The following is a 20,135-nucleotide window of genomic DNA, read 5'->3' on the forward strand; positions in this document are numbered from 1 at the left end:
GCCTGTCCAACGGAATTGCCGCCCCGAACACCTTGACGGCCCATCCCTCAACGCTCCGTTAACCATCCCCATTTACGGTTTCGTAAGTATGGCGCGCGTGCGCCGCGCAAGCAGTGGTGCCGATGTCCGGGTTTCAGCCTCAAAGCAAAATGGGACGAAAGGGCAAGGCGATCTGCGCTTTGCTGCTGGCAACCAGTGTCCTTGCGTTGTCGCGGCCGGCGCTGCTTTGCGCCCAGGAAACCGAGCTGCGCGGCGAGGTTTCGGAATCGACAATCCTGGACGACCAGCAGTACAAGATCAGGCAATCGAGCATGGCTGGAACCCAGGCCGCGCAGGCTGCTGCAACCGCCAACGACAATACGCCGCTGCCTACCTATCGTCCGGCCAGTCCGGGGGCCTTGCCTGACGACGGCACGGGCGAAGCGGCCACAACCGGCGGCACTTTCGATCCGCCAGAGGCCAGCGGCGACCCATTTCCCGACAACCCTGCTCCGCCGCCGCGACGGCGGCCAAGCGCAACGCAACGCGCCACCAATGCGGCCAACGCCGAAGACGAGACCGCGGACAGTACGAAGAGCAAGGGAACCGCGACTGCAGGCGCGGCGACGACCGATGACACCGATACAGCTGCCATAGACGAGCAGGATACGGTCAACCGCCGTGCCGTCACCGTCGATTCCGCCGAAAGGCTCAAGCTCGACCCCGGCGCCGAACGCATCGAAGCCATCGAAGGCCAGAACAAAAAGAACGAGGACGACCCGTTCGCCGCCACCGGCATCAAGCTCGGCTCCTTCGTGATCCGGCCGACGCTCGAGCAAGGCCTGACGTCTTCGACAAACGCCGATTCGAGCAGCCTCGGAAAGCCGGCCTTGCTGTCGGAAACGACGCTGCGCTTCAACGCCGTCTCCGATTGGCGGGAGAATTCGGCGACGGTTGAGGGCTATGGCATCTTCCGCGAAACCTTGTCCGGCTATGACATTCACGAGGCGCAAGGCCGCGTCGACGGCACGCTCAACATCGATCTCGACAATGATCTGCGCGCCATCGCCAAGCTGGGCTATGAGGCCGTGCCCGAATCGGCCTCGGCGCCGGACGCAGTCGTCGGCGCCGTTGGCCAGCCGGTGCGCCAGACCGTGAACGGCAGTCTCGCCGTCGAGAAGGATGCCGGCAAGATGCGCTTCGCGCTGACCGGCGCGGTCGAGCACGACATCTTTGGCGACGCCAAGCTTTCGTCGGGCGGATCGCTGTCGCAGAAGGGCCGCGACTCGACGCTCTACACGGCCATTTTGCGCACCGGTTACGAGATCTCGCCTGCCATCACCCCGTTCACCGAAATCGAGATCGGCCGGCGCGCTTATGATTTGCGCGTCGATCCAAACGGTTTCCAGCGCTCCTCGACCAGGCTTGGCGCACGGGCCGGCGTCGAGCTCGATCTCCGCGAGAAGCTTAAAGGCGAGTTCTCGGTCGGCTGGCTACGCGAAGCCATCGACGACGACGCCCTGCCGGCTATTTCGGGCGCGACGGTCAATGCCGATCTCAAATGGTCGCCGGAACGTGGCACCACGATCGGGCTCACCGCACAGACGACCGCCGAGAACACGACGAACGCGGGCGAAAGCGGCGACATGCTCTATTCCGGCAGCCTCACCGGCGAGCGGCAGATCCGCGCCAACCTGACCGGAAATGCAGCTCTCGGCCTTGAATGGCGCGACTATACTGGCTCCGACGATCATGATTTGACGCTGAGCGCCGAGGCTGGGCTCACGTGGTGGCTGAACCGCTACACCGGGCTCACCACCCGCGCCAGGACTGAAAAACTGACCAGCAACCTGGTCGGGCGCGACTACACGGCCAACAGTATCTTCGTCGGCTTGAAGTTGCAGCGCTAAATGCATGTCGCGCAAAAGCGTGCAGCGGTTTTGCGATAACGACTTGCATAAAACAAGAACCTGAAGCGCGTCGCATGAGGCCGGTCGAACGCGGCGCGCTTTAGCCGATCAGCGCGGCAACCGGTGTTGAAACTACAAGGCTACGCCGCGGCGTTCTGACGGCGCGAGTTCGTCGAGAAGCGTGCGAATGACGCCGGCCATGCTGGCATTCATATCTCTGCGCCACAGTGCGAAGGCAACGTTGGCCTCGACGAAGCCTTCGGGCGAGCCGCAGTCGAACGTCCGCCCGCGGTAGTGGTAGCCGTAGAAGGGCTGTTGCTTCTGCAGCTTCAGCATTGCATCGGTGAGCTGGATCTCGTTGCCGGCGCCTTTTTCCTGACCTTCGAGTATCTTGAATATCTCCGGCTGCAGGATATAGCGCCCGTTGATGTAGAGGTTCGAGGGCGCCGTGCCGGTCTTCGGCTTTTCCACCATGCCGGTGATGCGGAAACCGTGATGCGCGTCCTCGCCGCGGCCGACAATGCCGTATTTATGCGCCTCGGCCGGATCGCATTCCTGCACGGCGACGATGTTGTTGCCAGTCTCCGCGTAAAGCTCGACCATATCCTTCATGCAGCTTTTTTCCGACTGCATGATCATGTCGGGCAACAGCAGCGCAAAGGGCTCGTCGCCGACGAGCTCGCGCGCGCACCAGACGGCGTGACCAAGGCCGAGCGGTACCTGCTGGCGGGTGAAGCTGGTCTGCCCCGGCGCCGGCTGCAGCCGCTGCAGGCGGGCGAGCTGGTCGTCCTTGCCGCGCTGCGCAAGCGTGTCGTAGAGCTCGAACTGGACATCGAAGTGATCCTCGATGACCGCCTTGTTGCGGCCGGTCACGAAGATGAAATGCTCGATCCCGGCTTCGCGCGCCTCATCGACCACATACTGGATGACCGGCCTGTCGACGACCGTCAGCATTTCCTTGGGAATGGCCTTGGTGGCGGGGAGAAAGCGCGTGCCGAGACCGGCAACCGGGAACACTGCCTTGCGAACTCTCTTCATGTGCCAATTATCCATTTGCATGCCTGTTCGGCAATCCCGATTCGAGACATTTTCATGCCGAAATCGAGGATTACTGAACGGCGGGTCAGAAATCTCAGCTGGTAAAGCATTGACGCATCTTTTCACCCCGGACGCCACCTATGGTAAACCAAATGCTAACCGGGTTCGGCGATGAATAGTCTTCCTGAGATGAAGAAGGAGGAAAAGATGTCCGTTCGCAACGCCGCAAGGCGCTTCACCAGCGTCCTGACGGCCGCCAGCCTCTCGCTTGCCTTGCTCATGCCCAGCGGGCCGGCTTTTGCCGATGCCGGCTTCCGCCAATGGGTCGCCAGCTTCCGTGCTACCGCCGTGGCGAGCGGCGTTTCCGGCTCCGTCTACGACCAGGCATTCAAGGGCATCAGCGATGCTGACCCGGTGGTGCTGGAAAAGGCCCGTACTCAACCCGAATTCACCGCACCCGCCTGGGATTATTTCGACAACCGCGTCCATGACCAGTCGGTCGCCGTCGGCCAGCAGATGGCAAGGAAATGGAAGCCTTGGCTGGACAGGATCGAGGCAAGGTACGGCGTCGACCGCTACATCCTGCTGGCCATATGGTCGATGGAATCGAACTACGGCGAAACCCTCAAGCGCGACGATATCATGCGCAATGTCGTGCGCTCGCTGGCGACGCTTGGTTATGCCGACCCGAAGCGTGCGAAATTTGCCCGCACCCAGCTGATCGCGGCGCTGAAGATCCTGCAGACCGGCGACATCGACGAAAGCCATCTCAGCGGCTCATGGGCCGGTGCAATGGGCCACACCCAGTTCATCCCTACCAGCTACCTGTCCTATGCGGTCGATATGGACGGCAACGGCAAGCGCGACATCTGGAATTCGATTCCCGACGCACTGGCGACAGCCGCCAATTTGCTGCGGAAGAACGGCTGGCAGGCAGGCAAGACCTGGGGTTATGAGGTCAGCCTTCCGGACGGCAAGAAGCTGCCCGGAGGCTCGAAGTCGCTGTCGCAATGGCAGGCGCTGGGCGTCAGCCGTGCCAACGGCAAGCCGTTCAAGAACGGTGCAGACAAAGCGACGTTGAAGCTGCCCGGCGGCCGCGGCGGGCCAGCCTTCCTGATGATCAAGAATTTCTCGGTCATCAAGCGTTACAACAATGCCGATAAATATGCGCTCGCCGTGGGTCTTCTTGCCGACGAAATCGCCGGCTATGGCGGGCTTGTGCAGGACTGGAAGCGACCGTTTACCAAGCTCTCCTTCGAGGAAAGGCAGGAGCTTCAGAAGCGACTTTCCGAGCACGGCTATTACGACGGCAAGTTCGACGGCAAGATCGGTGACGGATCGAAAACCGCCATCATGGCCTTCCAGGCAAAGGCCGGCTTGACCCAGGACGGGTATCCGAGCAAGGAAGTGCTCAAATGGCTCAGGCAGAACTAGAGCCGGTTACGGGATGGAGAGGGTGATTGGTTTCGGCTGCGCGCATCCGGTTAATCGTTCGTCGCGTGCCGATCCTCGTTCTGGCGATCGCCGTTCTGGCAGTCGGCGCCGCCAGTGCCTTTCATACCTCGGCCATGGCGCAGGAGCCGGAAAGTCGTGGCTGGTCGCTGCGCGACCTGTTGTTTCCGCGCAGAAGCGAGCGGTTTGAGCAGCCGCCGCCCGAATTCCAGAGAGAATTCCAGAGAACGAAGCCCAGGGCCAAGCTGAGAAAGCCCCGGTCAGTTCGCCGGCCGCCGCCGGCCGAACAGACAACCCCGGTGGCCGAGAAGGCGCCGGATGCACGCGTCGTTCTGGTGGTCGGCGATTTCATGGCATCTGGGCTGGCTGAGGGGCTCGACGCCGCCTTTGCCGAAAACACCGGCGTCAGGATTGTCGTCCGTGCCAACGGATCGTCCGGCTTCGTGCGTGATGATGTCTACAACTGGCCAGAACAGGTCAAGTCGCTGATCGCTGCCGAAAAACCGGCAGCCGTCGTCGTCATGCTCGGATCCAACGACCGGCAGCAGATGCGCGTCGGCGATGTGCGCGAGCAGCCGCGATCCGAGAACTGGACCAAGGAATACGAGCGCCGGACAGAAGCGTTCGGCAAGGCCATCGCGGCAACCAAGGTGCCGTATCTGTGGGTTGGCATGCCGGCTATCCGGGTCTCGAAAATGACCTCCGACATGCTGGCCTTCAACGACATCTTCCGCTCGTCCGCCGAAAGCCACGGCGGCGAATTCGTCGACGTCTGGGACGGGTTTGTCGACGAGAACGGCGCCTTCATCACCAGCGGTCCGGACATCAACGGCCAATCGGTGCGCCTGCGCTCCGACGACGGCATCAACATGTCGAAGGCCGGCAAGCGCAAGCTCGCCTTCTATACCGAAAAGCCGCTGATGAAGATCGTTGGGCTGGCCGCGCCGGGAAGCGTGGTGACTGCTTCTGCCCCGGCCGGCGCTCCCGTCGAGGCGCCGGCACCTGCTGCCGCACCGATAGCCGTCGATCGCACCGTGCCGATGCTGCTCAGCGATCCGGCGCTGGACGGCGGCTCGGAACTTCTCGGCGCCGCCCCGCCGGCAAAAGCGGACAAGCATTTGCCGGGCGAAAGGCTTGTCGTCGAGGGCAAGGCGCCCGACGCCTCACCGGGCCGCGCCGACGATTTCTCGTGGCCACCCAAGACACAGCCTGCAACGGCGGCCGGATCCGACACGACGACGGCGATCCGGCAGTAAGCAGAACCTCTTCGGAACGGACTCAGCGCGGCAGCACGCTCGATCCCATCAGCGCCTCGTCGATGGCGCGCGCCGCCTGGCGGCCCTCGCGGATCGCCCAGACGACCAGCGACTGGCCGCGCCGCACGTCGCCCGCCGCATAGAGCTTTTCGACGCTGGTCCTGTAGTCCCGGTCATTGGCCTCGACGTTCTTCGAGCGGCGGCTGTCGGTGACGATCGTCATCTGCCCGTCGAGTTCCGACACCGGCCCGCGAGCGGCTGGCCCGGCAAAGCCGATGGCGATGAACGCGAGATCGGCGCGGATGACGAATTCCGTGCCCGCGATCGGCTTGCGCTTTTCGTCGACCTCGCAGCATTTTACCCCGGTCAGTTGGCCGTCCTCGCCGATGAATTCAAGCGTCGCCACCTGGAATTCGCGCTCGGCGCCTTCGGCCTGCGAGGATGACGTGCGCATCTTGGTCGCCCAGTAGGGCCAGACCGACAGCTTGTCTTCCTTTTCCGGCGGCTGCGGGCGGATGTCGAGCTGGGTTACGCGCACCGCGCCCTGGCGGAAGGCGGTGCCGACGCAGTCGGAGGCAGTGTCGCCGCCGCCGACGACGACAACGTGCTGGCCGCCGGCAACGATCGGGCGCGACGGCCATGCGACCGACTGGATCGGCTCGCCGCCGATACGCTTGTTCTGCTGCACCAGATAGGGCATGGCGTCGTGCACGCCGTCGAGATCGTCGCCCGGGATGTTGGCCGGACGCGGCGTTTCGGAACCGCCGCAATAGAGCACCGCGTCACATTCGGCGAGCAGTTCGGCGACCGGCTTGTCGACGCCGACATTGACGCCGCAATGGAAGCTGACACCCTCGCCCTGCATCTGCTCGATGCGTCGGTCGATATAATGCTTCTCGATCTTGAAGTCGGGGATGCCGTAGCGCATCAGCCCGCCCGGCCGGCTCTCGCGCTCATAGACGTGAACGTCATGGCCGGCGCGGCCGAGTTGCTGGGCAGCGGCCATTCCTGCCGGCCCCGAGCCGATGATCGCGACGCGCTTGCCGGTCTTCCGTTCCGGCGGATAGGGCCGGATATGGCCGGTTTCATAGGCCTTGTCGGCAATCGCCTGCTCGATCGTCTTGATGGCGACCGGAATGTCCTCGAGATTCAGCGTGCAGGCTTCCTCGCAAGGTGCCGGACAGATGCGGCCGGTGAATTCCGGAAAATTGTTGGTCGAATGCAGGTTGCGGATCGCGTTTTCCCAGTCGCCATTGTAGACAAGGTCGTTCCAGTCCGGGATCTGGTTATGGATCGGGCAGCCGTTCGGTCCATGGCAATACGGAATGCCGCAATCCATGCACCGCGCGGCCTGTTTCTCGACCTCCTTGTCCGACATCGGCAGCGTGAACTCGCGGAAATGCCGGATGCGGTCGGAAGCCGGCTGGTACTTGTGCACCTGCCGGTCGATCTCGAGAAACCCTGTTACCTTGCCCATAGTCCAGTCCCTGCTGTCCGGAAGGCACGCCTGGCGACGCACCCGTTAACCTCATAAGGCAGCCGTGGCAACCTTCAGTCCGAGGTCAGGATTGCTGATGAAGATGGTTGCCGGGGCGCACGGCCTCCCGGCAATTTCCAAATCTATTCCGCCGCCACGTTCATGCGCATACGTTCCATCTCGATCAGCGCGCGGCGGTATTCGACCGGCATGATCTTCCGGAATTTCGGCCGGAAAGTCGCCCAATCGTCGAGGATTTCGCGACCTCGTACCGAGCCCGTGTAGTGGACGTGGTTGGAGATCAGCTGGTAGAGCCGCTCCTCGTCATGGCTGGTCATATCGCCGGATACGTCGACACGGCCCTTATGGTCGAGATCGCCGCCATGGTGAAGCAGCTTTTCCATCAGATCGTCCTCTTCCGGAACGGGCTCCAGCTCGACCATCGCCATGTTGCAGCGCTCGGCGAAATCGCCCGCCTCGTCGAGCACATAGGCGACGCCGCCCGACATGCCGGCGGCGAAGTTGCGGCCGGTCTGGCCGATGACGACGACGATCCCGCCGGTCATGTATTCGCAGCCATGGTCGCCGACGCCTTCAACGACGGCGGCGACACCCGAATTGCGCACGGCAAAACGCTCGCCGGCAACGCCGCAGAAATAGGCCTCGCCCTCGGTTGCGCCGTAGAGCACGGTATTGCCGACGATAATGGACTCGGCAGCAACGATTTTCGTGTTCTCCGGCGGACGGATGACAATGCGGCCGCCCGAAAGGCCCTTGCCGACATAGTCATTGGCAGCGCCCACCAGTTCGAACGAGACGCCGCGCGCCAGGAAGGCGCCAAAGGACTGGCCGGCCGTGCCGGTGAGCTTGACCGAGATCGTGTCCTCGCGCAGGCCTTTGTGCTTGAAGCGCTTTGCCACCTCGCCCGACAGCATGGCGCCCGTCGAACGGTCGACGTTGCGGATCGGCAGTTCGATGCTGACCGGCTGCCTGTCTTCGAGCGCCGGCTTTGCCAGTTCGATCAGCTTGCGGTCGAGCACGTCGTCGATCGGATGCTTCTGCCGCTCGGTCCAGTGCACCGCCTCGTGCGGGGCATCGGGCTTGTAGAACATCTTGCTGAAGTCGAGCCCGCGCGCTTTCCAGTGCTGGATCAGCTCGCGCTTTTCCAGAAGGTCGGTGTCGCCGATGATCTGGTCGAGATGGGTGCAGCCCATCTCGGCAAGCAGCGCCCGCACCTCTTCCGCCACATAGAAGAAGAAGTTGATGACGTGCTCGGGCGTGCCCTTGAAGCGCTTGCGCAGCACCGGGTCCTGCGTCGCGACGCCGACCGGGCAGGTGTTGAGATGGCACTTGCGCATCATAATGCAGCCGGCCGCGATCAACGGCGCGGTCGAGAAGCCGAACTCGTCGGCGCCGAGCAGTGCGCCGATGATGACGTCACGTCCGGTGCGCAGGCCGCCATCGACCTGCAGCGCGACGCGTGACCTGAGGCCGTTGAGCACCAGCGTCTGGTGCGTCTCGGCAAGGCCCATTTCCCACGGGCTGCCGGCATGCTTGAGCGAGGTCAGCGGCGAAGCGCCGGTGCCGCCGTCATAGCCTGATATGGTGATGTGGTCGGCACGCGCCTTGGCGACGCCGGCCGCAACTGTGCCGACGCCGACTTCCGAGACCAGCTTGACCGATACGTCGGCCGCCGGATTGACGTTCTTCAGATCGTAGATGAGCTGCGCCAGATCCTCGATCGAATAGATGTCATGATGCGGCGGCGGCGAGATCAGACCGACGCCCGGCGTCGAATGCCTGACCTTGGCTATGGTCGCATCGACCTTGTGGCCCGGCAGCTGGCCGCCCTCGCCGGGCTTCGCCCCTTGCGCGACCTTGATCTGCATCATGTCGGAATTGACCAGATATTCCGCAGTCACGCCGAACCGGCCGGAGGCGACCTGCTTGATCGCCGAGCGTTCGGGGTTCTTGCCGCCGCCCGGCAGTGGCAGATAGCGATCGGCCTCTTCGCCGCCCTCGCCGGTGTTCGACTTGCCGCCGATCGCGTTCATGGCGCGCGCCAGCGTCGTGTGCGCTTCCCTTGAGATCGAGCCGAAGGACATCGCCCCGGTCGAGAAGCGCTTGACGATATCGGCGGCCGGCATCACCTCGTCGAGCTTGACCTTCTTGCGCCCGGTCTCTTGCGCCAGCCTGATCTTGAACAGGCCGCGAATGGTCTGCGCCTGTGCGGTCTCGCTGTCGATCTGGGCGGAATAGTCCTTGAACGTCTCCCACGAGCCCTGGCGCACGGCGTGCTGCAAGGTCGCCACTGCGTCGGGCGACCAGATATGGGCCTCGCCGCGCATGCGGAACATGTATTCGCCGCCGACCTCGAGGCTGTTGCGCAGCACCGGGTCGTTGCCGAAGCCGTCGGTGTGGCGGCTGACCGTTTCGGCGGCGATCTCGTCCAGCCCGACACCTTCGATCAGCGTCGCCGTGCCGGTGAAGTACTTCTGCACGAAGTCCGACTTCAGCCCGATGGCATCAAAGATCTGCGCACCGCAATAGGACTGGTAGGTGGAGATGCCCATCTTGGACATCACCTTCAGGATGCCCTTGCCGATCGACTTGATGTAGCGAGAGACGACCTCGTAGGCATCGACCTCCGCCGGCAATTCGCCACGCTTGTGCATGTCGAGCAGCGTGTCGAAAGCGAGATAGGGATTGATCGCCTCGGCGCCGTAGCCGGCGAGACAGCAGAAATGATGCACCTCGCGCGGCTCGCCGGATTCCACGACGAGCCCAACCGAGGTGCGCAATCCCTTGCGGATCAAATGATGGTGCACGGCCGCAGTCGCCAGCAGTGCCGGAATGGCGATGCGGTCCGGGCCGAGCTGACGGTCCGACAGGATGATGATGTTGTAGCCGCCGGCGACCGCCGCCTCGGCGCGCTCGCACAGCCGGTCGATGGCGCCCTGCATGCCGGCCGCGCCTTCATTCGAACCGTAAGTGATGTCGATAGTCTTGGTGTCGAAACGGTCTTCGGTGTGGCCGACGGAGCGCAGCTTCTCCAGATCGCCATTGGTCAGGATCGGTTGGCGCACTTCGAGCCGCTTGCGGCGCGAATTGCCGACAAGATCGAAGATATTGGGCCGCGGCCCGATGAAGGACACCAGGCTCATCACCAGTTCCTCGCGGATCGGGTCGATCGGCGGGTTGGTGACCTGTGCGAAATTCTGCTTGAAATAGGTGTAGAGCAGCTTCGATCTGTCCGACATTGCCGAAATCGGCGTGTCGGTACCCATCGAGCCGACCGCTTCCTGGCCGGTGGTCGCCATCGGCGACATCAACAGCTTGGTGTCTTCCTGGGTGTAACCAAACGCCTGCTGGCGGTCGAGCAGTGAGACATCCCTGCGCAGGGCGCGCGGCTCGACCGGGTTCAGATCCTCGAGGATGAGCTGGGTGTTGGCGAGCCAGCTCTTGTAGGGGTGCCTGGTCGCGATCTCCGACTTGATCTCCTCGTCGGAAACGATGCGGCCCTTGTCCAGGTCGATCAGCAGCATGCGGCCGGGCTGCAGCCGCCACTTCTTGACGATCCTTTCCTCCGGCACCGGCAGCACGCCGGCTTCCGAAGCCATGATGACGCGGTCGTCATCGGTGACGATGTAGCGCGCCGGCCGCAGCCCATTGCGGTCGAGCGTGGCGCCGATCTGGCGGCCGTCGGTGAAGGCAACCGCCGCCGGCCCGTCCCACGGCTCCATCAGCGCTGCGTGATACTCGTAGAAGGCCTTGCGGTCCTGCCCCATCAGCTTGTTGCCGGCCCAGGCTTCCGGGATCAGCATCATCATGGCGTGGGCGAGCGAATAGCCGCCCTGCGTCAGGAATTCGAGCGCATTGTCGAAGCAGGCGGTGTCCGACTGCCCCTCATAGGAGATCGGCCACAGCTTCGAGATGTCGTTGCCGAACAGTTCGGAATCGACCGAGGCCTGCCGTGCCGCCATCCAGTTGACGTTGCCGCGCAACGTGTTGATCTCGCCATTATGGGCGACCATGCGGTAGGGATGCGCCAGCTTCCACGACGGGAACGTATTGGTCGAGAAGCGCTGGTGGACCAGGATCAGCGCCGTCTCGAAACGCGGGTCGGTGAGGTCCTTGTAGTAAGCGCCGACCTGATAGGCCAGGAACATGCCCTTGTAGACGATGGTCCGCGACGACATCGAGACGACATAGAAGCCGTTGTCGACGCCTTTGGTCTCTTCGTGGATACGGCCGGAAATGACCTTGCGCAGGATGTAGAGCCGCCGCTCGTAATCGTCGTCATTCTCGATCTCGGCGCCGCGGCCCAGGAACACCTGCCGGTGCACTGGCTCGGAAGCGGCGATGTCAGGCGCCTTTGAGAGCGACGAATTATCGACCGGCACGTCGCGAAAGCCGAGCAGCGGCTGGCCCTCGAGTTGCGCCACCTCGGCGATGATGCCTTCGATATGCGCCTGCAGCTCCGGGTCGCGCGGCATGAACACGTGGCCGACGGCATAGTGGCCAGGCTTCGGCAGTTCGACCCCTTGCTTGGCCATCTCCTCGCGGAAGAAGCGGTCCGGCAGTTGCACCAGCACGCCGGCGCCGTCGCCCATCAGCGGATCGGCGCCGACGGCGCCGCGATGCGTCAGGTTTTCGAGAACGGCAAGGCCGTCCTCGACGATCTGGTGCGACTTTACGCCCTTCATGTTGACGATGAAGCCGACGCCGCAGGCATCATGCTCGTTGCGCGGATCGTAGAGGCCGTGCGCGGCATAGCCGGTGCTGGTTCGCCCAATATTGGTCAGGGACGGATTTTTGACGGCTGCCGCTTTCGTCTGCGCGGCCTTCGTCGCAGATGGCGTCATATCCGTCATCGTCCTGTCCTCCGTTCCGTCCCCTTCGGGCGCTGGTTTCCGTCGGGAAGCGCGTGGCTCCCCTTTCACTCTTGCGGCACGTCTTGCGAAATTCTTGCCGACCGTGCGGCTTTCCGCATCGTTCGCATATGGTATTCGTACAGGCTGGAGCCAGGCTGTCTAGCTGTCGCTCGCGGCAATGCCGCAGAGGCGCAATCATATGCCAATGCGGCCAGTTTTGTGCGACAAAATAAGACAGCACTACTGTCCTAAATTTTTATGACAGAAATTTTGGGTGCACACAAGACCGATTCACAAAATTCTTGAACCTTACGCGACAGAAAATTGCGCGGAACGCCGTGCCAGCGTAACCTTCACTCGCGGCATGTACGCTCATGCCTTTCGCTGGCTTTAGCGGATTTTCGGTATCTGCCCCTTGCGGCCGGCATGCGAAAGCGGCCAAGCTCGCACCGATTTCCCCAGCATAGGCAGACGCATGATTTTCGCTTCCGACAATTGGGCAGGCGCCCATCCCCGTATCGCTGCCGGCCTGTCGGCCCATGCCGACGGCTTCTCCACCGCCTATGGCGACGGCGCCCTCGACAAGGCCGTTTACCAGCGCTTCAATGAAATCTTCGAATGCGAGGTCGCGGTGTTTTTCGTGGCCACCGGCACCGCCGCCAATTCGCTGTCGCTGACCACCTATAACAAGCCAGGCGGCATTTCCTTCTGCCATCGCGAATCGCACGTCATCGAGGATGAATGCGGTGCACCGGAATATTTTACCGGCGGTTCGCGGCTTTATACAGTCGAAGGCGCACTCGGCAAGATCGATGCCGGCAATCTGGAACGGGCGGTGGACCGTTTCGCACCCGAAAACGTCCATTCCGGGCGGCCGGTTGCCGTTTCGATCACTCAGTCGACCGAGGTCGGCACGGTCTACTCGCTGAACGAAATCGCCAGGATTTCGGCGATCGCAAAGCAGCGTGGACTGCCGCTGCACATGGACGGGGCTCGCTTTGCCAATGCGCTCGTCGCGCTGGAAACGACGCCGGCCGAAATGACCTGGAAGCACGGCGTCGACATCCTCTCCTTCGGCGGCACCAAGAATGGCTGCTGGTGCGCCGAGGCGGTCGTGCTGTTCGACCTCGAGCGAGCCGAGGAATTGGCCTTTTTGCGCAAGCGCGCGGCCCAGCTGTTCTCGAAATCGCGCTTCATCGCCGCGCAATTCGATGCTTATTTCAGGGGTGGGCTATGGCTCGACACGGCACGGCACGCTAATGCGATGGCGGCACGGCTTGCCGCGGCGATCGAAGATTCCCCTTCGGCCCGGCTGGCCTGGCTGCCGCAGGCGAACGAGGTCTTCGCGGTCATGAAAAAGGCCGAGGCCGAAAGCATGCAGGCGGCAGGCGCGGCCTTCCATGACTGGCACAGGCCGCTCGGCTATGACGGCCACATCGGCGAGGACGAAGCGCTCTATCGCTTCGTCACCAGCTTCGCGACCACGCCCGACGAGGTCGACCGTTTCGGCTACCTGCTCGCCGGATAGCAAGCCTTACTCGCCAGCAAAAAAAGCGGCGCATTGCTGCACCGCCCTTTCTTCCCGGGGAGTTGGCATCCCGGGAGAATTAGCTGCCTGGCTTAGGCGGCAGTCTTGGCCTCGATCTGCTTGGCCTTGGCCGGAGCCGAGGTGATCGCGATCTTGCGCGGCTTCAACTCTTCGGGGATGTTGCGCTTGAGGTCGACGAAGAGCAGGCCGTTCTTCAGCGCAGCGCCGACAACCTCGACGTGATCGGCAAGCTGGAAGCGGCGCTCGAAGGCTCGGCTGGCGATACCGCGATAGAGCAGTTCGGAGCCTTCGCCATTGCCTTCCTCCTTGCGCTCACCCTTGACGGTCAGCACATTGCGGTGAGCTTCGATCGAAATCTCATCTTCCGAGAAGCCGGCCACAGCCATCGAGATGCGATAGGCATCCTCACCCGTGCGCTCGATGTTGTAAGGCGGGTAAGTCTGGCCTTCCGGCTGCGCAAGCGAATCGAGCATGGTGAACAGCCGGTCGAAACCGACGGTCGAACGGTAGAGCGGGGAAAAATCAACGTGACGCATGGTGTGTTCTCCTGTTGAGCAACAAGGTTGCGTATGGCCGGTGCGAAACCCGTAACGGCGTTCCGGATGGGCCAGCGGCCCCGACATTGGCGGCCGCATGACAAATTTGGGAAGCGGACGACGGCATTTCAAGATTTTCCCGCGTCCGAACGGGACCGGCCCCGGCCCACGTCCCGATGCCGATGAACGGCAGATGAACCGTGGCTTCGGCGAGCGTTCAGCCAGGCGGCATTAAAACTGTTCTCGAGATCACGAACAGGTCGCCGGAAAAGGCGACACGACGAGGCCGAACCGGGTGTAACGTCCCTTCCTCCCGGGTCGACAGAGGCCGGAAGCACGCCCAAGGCTGCTTCCGGCCTTGCTTGTTTACTACCTCGGTCGACCTCCCCCGCGTCCCGAATTGCTTTGCTTTTGGCGCATGGGCGTTTATGCCTGACTTGCGCCCGTCGGCACCGACACCAACCAAACACCGCATGACCGATCTTATCCACCAGCTCCCCCTCTTCCACGAAACTCCGGGCAATCCGCTGCCGGAAAACGCAGCCGGCGGCTTCTTCACCACGCGCGACGGCAAGAAAATCCGCTATGGGCTGTTTGCCGCGGTTTCCCGCCCGCTGAAGGGCACCGTCATCGTCCTGACCGGCCGCAACGAGTGCATCGAGAAGTACTTCGAGACCATTCGCAACCTTGCCGACCGGGGTTTTGGCGTGGCAACGCTCGACTGGCGAGGCCAGGGCGCTTCCGACCGGCTGATCGGCGACCGACAGCGCGGCTTCGTCCGGAGCTTCTTCGACTACACCGGCGATCTGGAGCAGTTCTTCGAGGAGATCGTGCTGCCCGATTGCCGAGGCCCCTACTACATACTGGCCCACTCGGCCGGTGCGGTGATTGCGCTGCTCGCCGCGCCCGCAATGGCGAACCGCGTGCGCCGCATGGTGCTGATCGCACCGTTCTTCACCGTGCCCGACCTGCCGGTTTCGGTAAAAAACGTCCGCCGCATCTGTTCACTGTTCTGCCTTCTCGGCCTTGGCCGGCTCTATGCCGCATGGGGGCCGCGGCCGAAGGAATCGGTGCCCTTCGCCATGAACAAGCTGACCAGCGACCCGGCGCGCTATCGGCGCAACACGCTGATCTACGAAACCTATCCGCAGCTGGCGCTCGGCGGACCGACGATCCGCTGGCTGAAGGCGGCCACGGAGGCGTCCTTGATCGTCAGCGACCCGGATTTCATGGCCAAGATCCAGGTGCCCTTGCTGATGATCGCCGCCGGCGCCGACCAGGTCGTCTCGACCAGGGCAGTCGAAGCCTATGCGAGACGTCTGCGTGTCGGCTCGCTAGTGATGATCGACGGCGCCCGCCATGAGATCCTGCAGGAAGCCGACCTCTATCGCGAGCAACTGCTTGCGGCATTCGACGCCTTCATCCCCGGAACCGGCGACGCTGTTTGACCGCTTCGCCGGCGTCCGGCAACAAAGCCTGCGCGGGTCGCTTGCCCGGCACAGCTCGCCCCCTTATTCCCGTTCAGGCATCGCGCGCTAGGTTGGAGGTCATTCGGCAGAGACCGGGAGAAAAACGACCATGAACGCATCGAACACGCTGTCACGTCAGGGGCATCGGCTGCTGCAGATTGGCGTCGCGCTGCTGCTGTTTTCGTCATTCGAAGGGTTTGCAATACCGTACCTCGCCGCACCGCGGCTCGGACTGTCCGCGCACACGCTCAGCGCCCTGGAGGGCGTTCTCTTGCTGGCGCTAGGCCTCACATGGTCTAGGCTCAATCTCGGCGCCGCGATGTCGCGGATTGCGTTCTGGCTCCTGATCTATTCGGCTTTGGCGATCCTGGCCGCCTACGTGATCGCCAGCGCCTGGGGAGCCGGCAACGAGACAATGCCGTTGGCGGCCGGAGCCTTCCACGGAAGCGCCTTTGAGGAAAACCTCATCAAAGGCGTCGCGTATTCGTCCGCGCCGACCGGCCTCATCTCTTTCGTGCTCATTTTGTGGGGCCTGCGTCTCTCAGACGCTTGGCCTGCCGACAGCTAATTTAGAACCGTACCACGGTTTCCGTCGGATTTGCGCAAAACAGACGCTTGGGTGCACCGGATGCTCAGCCGCGCAGCGCCGCCATCGCTGCTGCGTGCAGCTCCGGTGTCGCCGCCGCCAGGATGTCGCCGCCCTTTTCCGCCGGTCCGCCCTCGAAAGTGGTGACGACGCCGCCTGCCTTCTCGATGATCGGGATCAGCGCGACGATGTCGTAGGGTTTCAATCCGGGATCGGCAACGATATCGACGCTGCCCGCCGCCACCATGGCGAAGGCATAGCAGTCGGTGCCGTAGCGGGCGAGTTGGACCTGTTGCTCGAACAGGTCGTAGCGCAGGCGCGCGTCTCCCTTGAACAGCGCCGGCGTGGTGGTGAACAGCGTCGCGTCGGCGAGATTTGTGGTCTTGCGCGTCGTGAGTTTTCGCGGGCCACCAGGACCTTCATAATGCGAGCCGGAAGCGTTGGCGTAGAACAGCTCGCCGGTGAAGGGCTGCGACATCATGCCGGCGACGGCATCGCCGTCGACCGTCAGCCCGACCAGCGTGCCCCATACCGGCAGGCCGGAAATGAAGGCGCGCGTGCCGTCGATCGGATCGATCACCCAGACATGCCGGCTGGAGATGTTTTCGCTGCCATGCTCCTCGCCGAGGATGCCGTGATCGGGGTATTGCGCGCTGATCACCGCCCGGATGGCGCGCTCGGCCTCGCGGTCGGCCTCGGTGACCGGGTCGAAGCTGCCGCGCTCCTTGTTGGTGACCGCGCCCTGATTGCGGAAGCGCGGCAAGGTCTCGGCCGCGGCGGCATGCGCAATGCGCCGCATGAACTCGATGCTGATGTCCAACTGATTCTCCCGCTCCAGCATGTTTGAGATACCCGTTTGCCTACGGATTTATGCCGAAACAAGGGCGTTCGTGCCGAAACAACGGCGTTTGGAGCCTTTCGCATGATGCCAACTGTTGCTCGAATGCAACGCAGTCGTCGTGGAAATGCAATTTCCACTTCACAGTGAATTAAAAAAGCCGAAACGCGCCTTGACATTTGTGCAGCGCACAATACGTTTGTTCTCGGACAGGGGTTCCTGTCCATGCCCTCCTTGGGCGTTTCCTCCCTAGACTTCGACCGTGTCGTGCAAACGATGCGGTCTTTTTTTACGCTGCCGCATGAGTGGCGAGTACCGCGATTCCTCCGCTATTCGGCGGCCAGCGGCAGATCCATGAAATTGTGATCGGGCATCGCCATCAGTTCGGCCGAAAACCGCGCCAGATCGCCGGCCAGCGCGTCGAAACCAGCCGACCTCTGGAACGTCCGCTCATTCATGTAGAGCCCGCGATTGACCTCGATCTGCAGCGCATGCAGATGGCGCACGGGGCGGCCATAGTGCTCGGTAATGAAGCCTCCGGCATAGGGCTTGTTGTGGGCGACGCTGTAGCCCATGCCGGTGAGCAGGCCGATCGCCGTCTCGGTCAACGCCGCCGCGGCGGAAATGCCGAACCGATCGCCGACGATGAAATCCGGCCGCAATCCGCTGTCGCCTACCCTTATGCTTGCCGGCATCGAGTGGCAGTCAATCAGGACGGCGTAGCCGAAGCGCGCATGGGTTCTGGTCAAAAGCCGTTTCAGCGTCTCGTGATAGGGCTTGTAGACCGCCTCGATGCGCGCCACGGCTTCGGCCAGCGGCAAGCGGCCGGAATAGATGTCGAGCCCCTCGCCGACCAGCTTGGGCACGGTGCCGAGCCCGCCGGCCACACGCGCCGAGCGGATGTTGCAGAATGACGGTACCGGTTCGGCAAACATGCGCGGGTCGAGTTCCCACGGCTCCCGGTTGACATCGAGATAGGCGCGCGGGAAGTTTGCCGCCAGCATCGGCGCGCCGAGCGCGACGGCACCGCCGAACAATTCCTCGACATAGCAGTCCTCGGAGCGGCGGATGGCGTTGCGGTCCAGCTTGGCCATCGCCATGAACCGGTCCGGATAGTAGCGGCCGCTATGCGGCGAGTTGAAGAGGAAGGGAACGCGCTGTTCGGCGCCCGATCGGATTTCGAAGGGTGGAACGACCGAAAAATCCTCGGCTGCCGTTTTCAATTTGAACGAACCCGGAAATACCAATGCATCATGATAGGAAAGTGCCACCTCGCCGCCCGCATGTCCAGCCGCCGAAGTGCCAGCCAAATCAGGATTGTGCGGCCAACGTTCACTTGATGTTTACCGTCACCTCCTCATATACAGCATGGTTAACGGGCTTGCCGCACGGCATTGTCGGTTGGGTGATTCGGACGGGACAAGATGGCACGCATTCTGCTGGCGGAAGACGACGACGACATGCGCCGGTTCCTCGTCAAGGCGCTGGAACGCGCCGGTTATCAGGTCAGCGATTTCGACAATGGCGCCAGTGCCTATGAGCGGCTGCGCGAGGAACCTTTTTCGCTGCTTTTGACCGACATCGTCATGCCCGAGATGGATGGCATCGAGCTTGCCCGCCGCGCCACCGAAATCGATCCCGACCTCAAGGTGATGTTCATCACCGGCTTCGCCGCCGTCGCGCTGAACCCTGATTCCAAAGCGCCGAAAGACGCCAAGGTACTATCGAAGCCGTTCCATTTGCGCGACCTCGTCAACGAGGTCGAAAAGATGCTGCAGGCCGCCTGACGCTCTTTTGTCGCGTCTTGATCGACTAGAGCAATTCCAGGAAAAGTGTGAGGCGGTTTTCCGTCCGGAATTGCGTCAAAACAAAGAGACAAGCCAGCCATTCTTTCCCTTTTCCCGCTATTGACGTGCCGAACCAAAAATGGTGTATGCGCGGCTTCGGATGGGCGTGTAGCTCAGCGGGAGAGCACTGCATTGACATTGCAGGGGTCACAGGTTCAATCCCTGTCACGCCCACCATCCAGATAATCCTCAATTGGCCGTCGGTATTTTTTCGTCGACTGACGTTCCCGGCCAATACCAGCCTCAGGCCGCGCCGAGGCGCAGATCGCCGGTCTCGACGTGCTCCAGAAACCAGGCATAGGTCTGTTCCAAGCCGCTGCGCAGCGAGTAGCGCGGGCGCCAGCCGGTGGCGAACAGGCGCGATACGTCCATCAGCTTGCGCGGCGTGCCGTCCGGCTTCGTCGCATCGAATGTGATCGTCGCATCGGCGCCGGCGACCGACACGATGGTGCGGGCAAGGTCGGCAATCGTGATGTCTTCCCCAGAGCCGACATTGATGTGGCTGTCGCCCGAATAATTCTTCAGCAGCCAGACCAGCGCGTCGGCGGCGTCGTCGACATGCAGGAATTCGCGCATCGGCGTGCCCGATCCCCACACCTCCAGGCTCTTGCGGCCGGCGCGCCTGGCCTCGTGCGCCTTGCGCATCAGGGCGGGCACGACATGGCTTGAATTGAGGTCGAAATTGTCGCCCGGACCGTAGAGATTGGTCGGCATCGCCGAGATGTAGTCGACGCCGTACTGGCGCCGATAGGCTTGGCACAGTTTCAGTCCGGCGATCTTGGCGATCGCATACCATTCGTTGGTGGGTTCGAGCGGCCCGGTCAGCAAGGCGTCTTCGGAGATCGGCTGCGCCGCGAATTTGGGATAGATGCAGGATGAACCGAGAAACAGCAGCTTCTGCACCTCGTTGCGGAAGGCGCTGTCGATGACATTGTTCTGCATGACGAGGTTGTCCTGCAGAAAATCGACGGGAAGCCTGTTGTTGGCCAGGATACCGCCGACCTTGGCCGCCGCCATCACCACTGCATCCGGCTTGCGGTCGGCCATCCAGCGCCGCACGCCGGCTTGGTCGAGAAGATCGAGCTCGGCGCGCGAGGCGGTCAGGACCTCGCAATCCTCGTCGGCCAATCTGCGCAGGATTGCCGAGCCGACCATGCCGCGATGTCCGGCCACGAAAACGCGCTTGCCCTGAAGGTCGAAGGTCATCAGCTTACCCCAATGCGGAACGGCAGCTTTGCCGGTTGGCCGGCTGAGCGCCGGATCGGCTTCTCTGTTGGACGCATACCGCATACAGATTTGCCCAGACAAGGCAAATCGCAAAGCT

Annotated in this window: 14 protein-coding genes and 1 tRNA gene; 8 read left to right on the plus strand and 7 right to left on the minus strand. The window is 62.7% G+C overall.

The window, feature by feature from the left end; genetic code table 11:
- The first annotated feature begins 149 nt into the window (after window positions 1-149).
- Window positions 150-1,889 carry an outer membrane beta-barrel protein gene (locus NKH21_RS20690; protein WP_502903400.1) on the plus strand — a complete coding sequence of 580 codons (1,740 nt, stop codon included), beginning with the start codon at window positions 150-152 and terminating at the stop codon, window positions 1,887-1,889.
- Between the two features lie 132 nt (window positions 1,890-2,021).
- Here NKH21_RS20690 and galU read toward each other — a convergent pair whose 3' ends face one another.
- Window positions 2,022-2,927 carry a UTP--glucose-1-phosphate uridylyltransferase GalU gene (gene galU / locus NKH21_RS20695; protein WP_352665519.1) on the minus strand — a complete coding sequence of 302 codons (906 nt, stop codon included), beginning with the start codon at window positions 2,925-2,927 and terminating at the stop codon, window positions 2,022-2,024.
- A 207-nt stretch (window positions 2,928-3,134) separates the two neighbouring features.
- On the opposite strand from galU, the gene NKH21_RS20700 reads away from it, so the two are divergent.
- Both NKH21_RS20700 and NKH21_RS20705 read left to right on the plus strand, forming a co-directional pair.
- The gene (locus NKH21_RS20700) at window positions 3,135-4,361 is read left to right on the plus strand and encodes a lytic murein transglycosylase (protein ID WP_352665520.1); all 1,227 of its coding nucleotides are present in this window, start codon (window positions 3,135-3,137) and stop codon (window positions 4,359-4,361) included.
- A gap of 26 nt (window positions 4,362-4,387) precedes the next feature.
- A complete protein-coding gene (locus tag NKH21_RS20705) occupies window positions 4,388-5,635 on the plus strand; it encodes an SGNH/GDSL hydrolase family protein (protein ID WP_352665522.1) in 1,248 nt (415 codons plus the stop codon).
- Window positions 5,636-5,657: 22 nt separating this feature from the next.
- Here the strand turns inward: NKH21_RS20705 and NKH21_RS20710 are convergent, their stop codons facing one another.
- Window positions 5,658-7,112 (minus strand): glutamate synthase subunit beta, encoded by a 1,455-nt coding sequence (locus NKH21_RS20710; RefSeq protein WP_352665524.1) that lies wholly within the window; start codon window positions 7,110-7,112, stop codon window positions 5,658-5,660.
- A 143-nt stretch (window positions 7,113-7,255) separates the two neighbouring features.
- Entirely contained in the window at window positions 7,256-11,986 is a 4,731-nt protein-coding gene (gltB, locus tag NKH21_RS20715) for a glutamate synthase large subunit (RefSeq protein ID WP_352665525.1), read from the minus strand.
- A 475-nt stretch (window positions 11,987-12,461) separates the two neighbouring features.
- Between gltB and NKH21_RS20720 the strand changes: the two genes are divergently transcribed.
- Window positions 12,462-13,514, plus strand: coding sequence for a threonine aldolase family protein (locus NKH21_RS20720; protein WP_352665526.1), 1,053 nt, complete (start codon window positions 12,462-12,464; stop codon window positions 13,512-13,514).
- Window positions 13,515-13,606: 92 nt separating this feature from the next.
- Here the strand turns inward: NKH21_RS20720 and NKH21_RS20725 are convergent, their stop codons facing one another.
- Window positions 13,607-14,071: an Hsp20 family protein gene (locus NKH21_RS20725; protein ID WP_023675381.1), complete on the minus strand. Its 465-nt coding sequence runs from the start codon at window positions 14,069-14,071 to the stop codon at window positions 13,607-13,609.
- A 473-nt stretch (window positions 14,072-14,544) separates the two neighbouring features.
- Here NKH21_RS20725 and NKH21_RS20730 point away from each other — a divergent pair, with 473 nt between their 5' ends.
- Both NKH21_RS20730 and NKH21_RS20735 read left to right on the plus strand, forming a co-directional pair.
- Window positions 14,545-15,519 carry an alpha/beta fold hydrolase gene (locus NKH21_RS20730; protein WP_352867182.1) on the plus strand — a complete coding sequence of 325 codons (975 nt, stop codon included), beginning with the start codon at window positions 14,545-14,547 and terminating at the stop codon, window positions 15,517-15,519.
- 130 nt (window positions 15,520-15,649) lie between these two features.
- A complete protein-coding gene (locus tag NKH21_RS20735; protein WP_352665528.1) occupies window positions 15,650-16,108 on the plus strand; it encodes a styrene oxide isomerase in 459 nt (152 codons plus the stop codon).
- Between the two features lie 64 nt (window positions 16,109-16,172).
- Here NKH21_RS20735 and hisN read toward each other — a convergent pair whose 3' ends face one another.
- The gene (gene hisN, locus NKH21_RS20740; RefSeq protein WP_352665529.1) at window positions 16,173-16,946 is read right to left on the minus strand and encodes a histidinol-phosphatase; all 774 of its coding nucleotides are present in this window, start codon (window positions 16,944-16,946) and stop codon (window positions 16,173-16,175) included.
- 347 nt (window positions 16,947-17,293) lie between these two features.
- Window positions 17,294-18,235, minus strand: a complete 942-nt coding sequence (locus NKH21_RS20745) for an N-formylglutamate amidohydrolase (protein ID WP_352665531.1) — start codon at window positions 18,233-18,235, stop codon at window positions 17,294-17,296.
- A 153-nt stretch (window positions 18,236-18,388) separates the two neighbouring features.
- Between NKH21_RS20745 and cpdR the strand changes: the two genes are divergently transcribed.
- Together cpdR and NKH21_RS20755 are read left to right on the plus strand one after the other, a co-directional pair.
- Window positions 18,389-18,751, plus strand: coding sequence for a cell cycle two-component system response regulator CpdR (gene cpdR / locus NKH21_RS20750; protein ID WP_006199474.1), 363 nt, complete (start codon window positions 18,389-18,391; stop codon window positions 18,749-18,751).
- Window positions 18,752-18,913: 162 nt separating this feature from the next.
- Window positions 18,914-18,988, plus strand: a tRNA-Val gene (locus NKH21_RS20755).
- Window positions 18,989-19,054: 66 nt separating this feature from the next.
- Here the strand turns inward: NKH21_RS20755 and fcl are convergent.
- Window positions 19,055-20,017, minus strand: a complete 963-nt coding sequence (fcl, locus tag NKH21_RS20760) for a GDP-L-fucose synthase (protein WP_352665657.1) — start codon at window positions 20,015-20,017, stop codon at window positions 19,055-19,057.
- Window positions 20,018-20,135: the final 118 nt, after the last annotated feature.

This window comes from Mesorhizobium sp. M1329 (assembly GCF_040318035.1).
Classification (GTDB): Bacteria; Pseudomonadota; Alphaproteobacteria; order Rhizobiales; family Rhizobiaceae; genus Mesorhizobium.

Excerpts from the sequence above, each read along its gene's own strand:
- NKH21_RS20700 (WP_352665520.1), top strand. The coding sequence starts at position 3,135 with ATGTCCGTTCGCAACGCCGCAAGGCGCTTCACCAGCGTCCTGACGGCC.
- NKH21_RS20690 (WP_502903400.1), top strand. The coding sequence starts at position 150 with ATGGGACGAAAGGGCAAGGCGATCTGCGCTTTGCTGCTGGCAACCAGT.
- NKH21_RS20720 (WP_352665526.1), top strand. The coding sequence starts at position 12,462 with ATGATTTTCGCTTCCGACAATTGGGCAGGCGCCCATCCCCGTATCGCT.
- galU (WP_352665519.1), bottom strand. The coding sequence starts at position 2,927 with ATGAAGAGAGTTCGCAAGGCAGTGTTCCCGGTTGCCGGTCTCGGCACG.
- NKH21_RS20725 (WP_023675381.1), bottom strand. The coding sequence starts at position 14,071 with ATGCGTCACGTTGATTTTTCCCCGCTCTACCGTTCGACCGTCGGTTTC.
- NKH21_RS20730 (WP_352867182.1), top strand. The coding sequence starts at position 14,545 with ATGACCGATCTTATCCACCAGCTCCCCCTCTTCCACGAAACTCCGGGC.
- cpdR (WP_006199474.1), top strand. The coding sequence starts at position 18,389 with ATGGCACGCATTCTGCTGGCGGAAGACGACGACGACATGCGCCGGTTC.
- NKH21_RS20710 (WP_352665524.1), bottom strand. The coding sequence starts at position 7,112 with ATGGGCAAGGTAACAGGGTTTCTCGAGATCGACCGGCAGGTGCACAAG.
- NKH21_RS20735 (WP_352665528.1), top strand. The coding sequence starts at position 15,650 with ATGAACGCATCGAACACGCTGTCACGTCAGGGGCATCGGCTGCTGCAG.
- fcl (WP_352665657.1), bottom strand. The coding sequence starts at position 20,017 with ATGACCTTCGACCTTCAGGGCAAGCGCGTTTTCGTGGCCGGACATCGC.
- gltB (WP_352665525.1), bottom strand. The coding sequence starts at position 11,986 with ATGACGGATATGACGCCATCTGCGACGAAGGCCGCGCAGACGAAAGCG.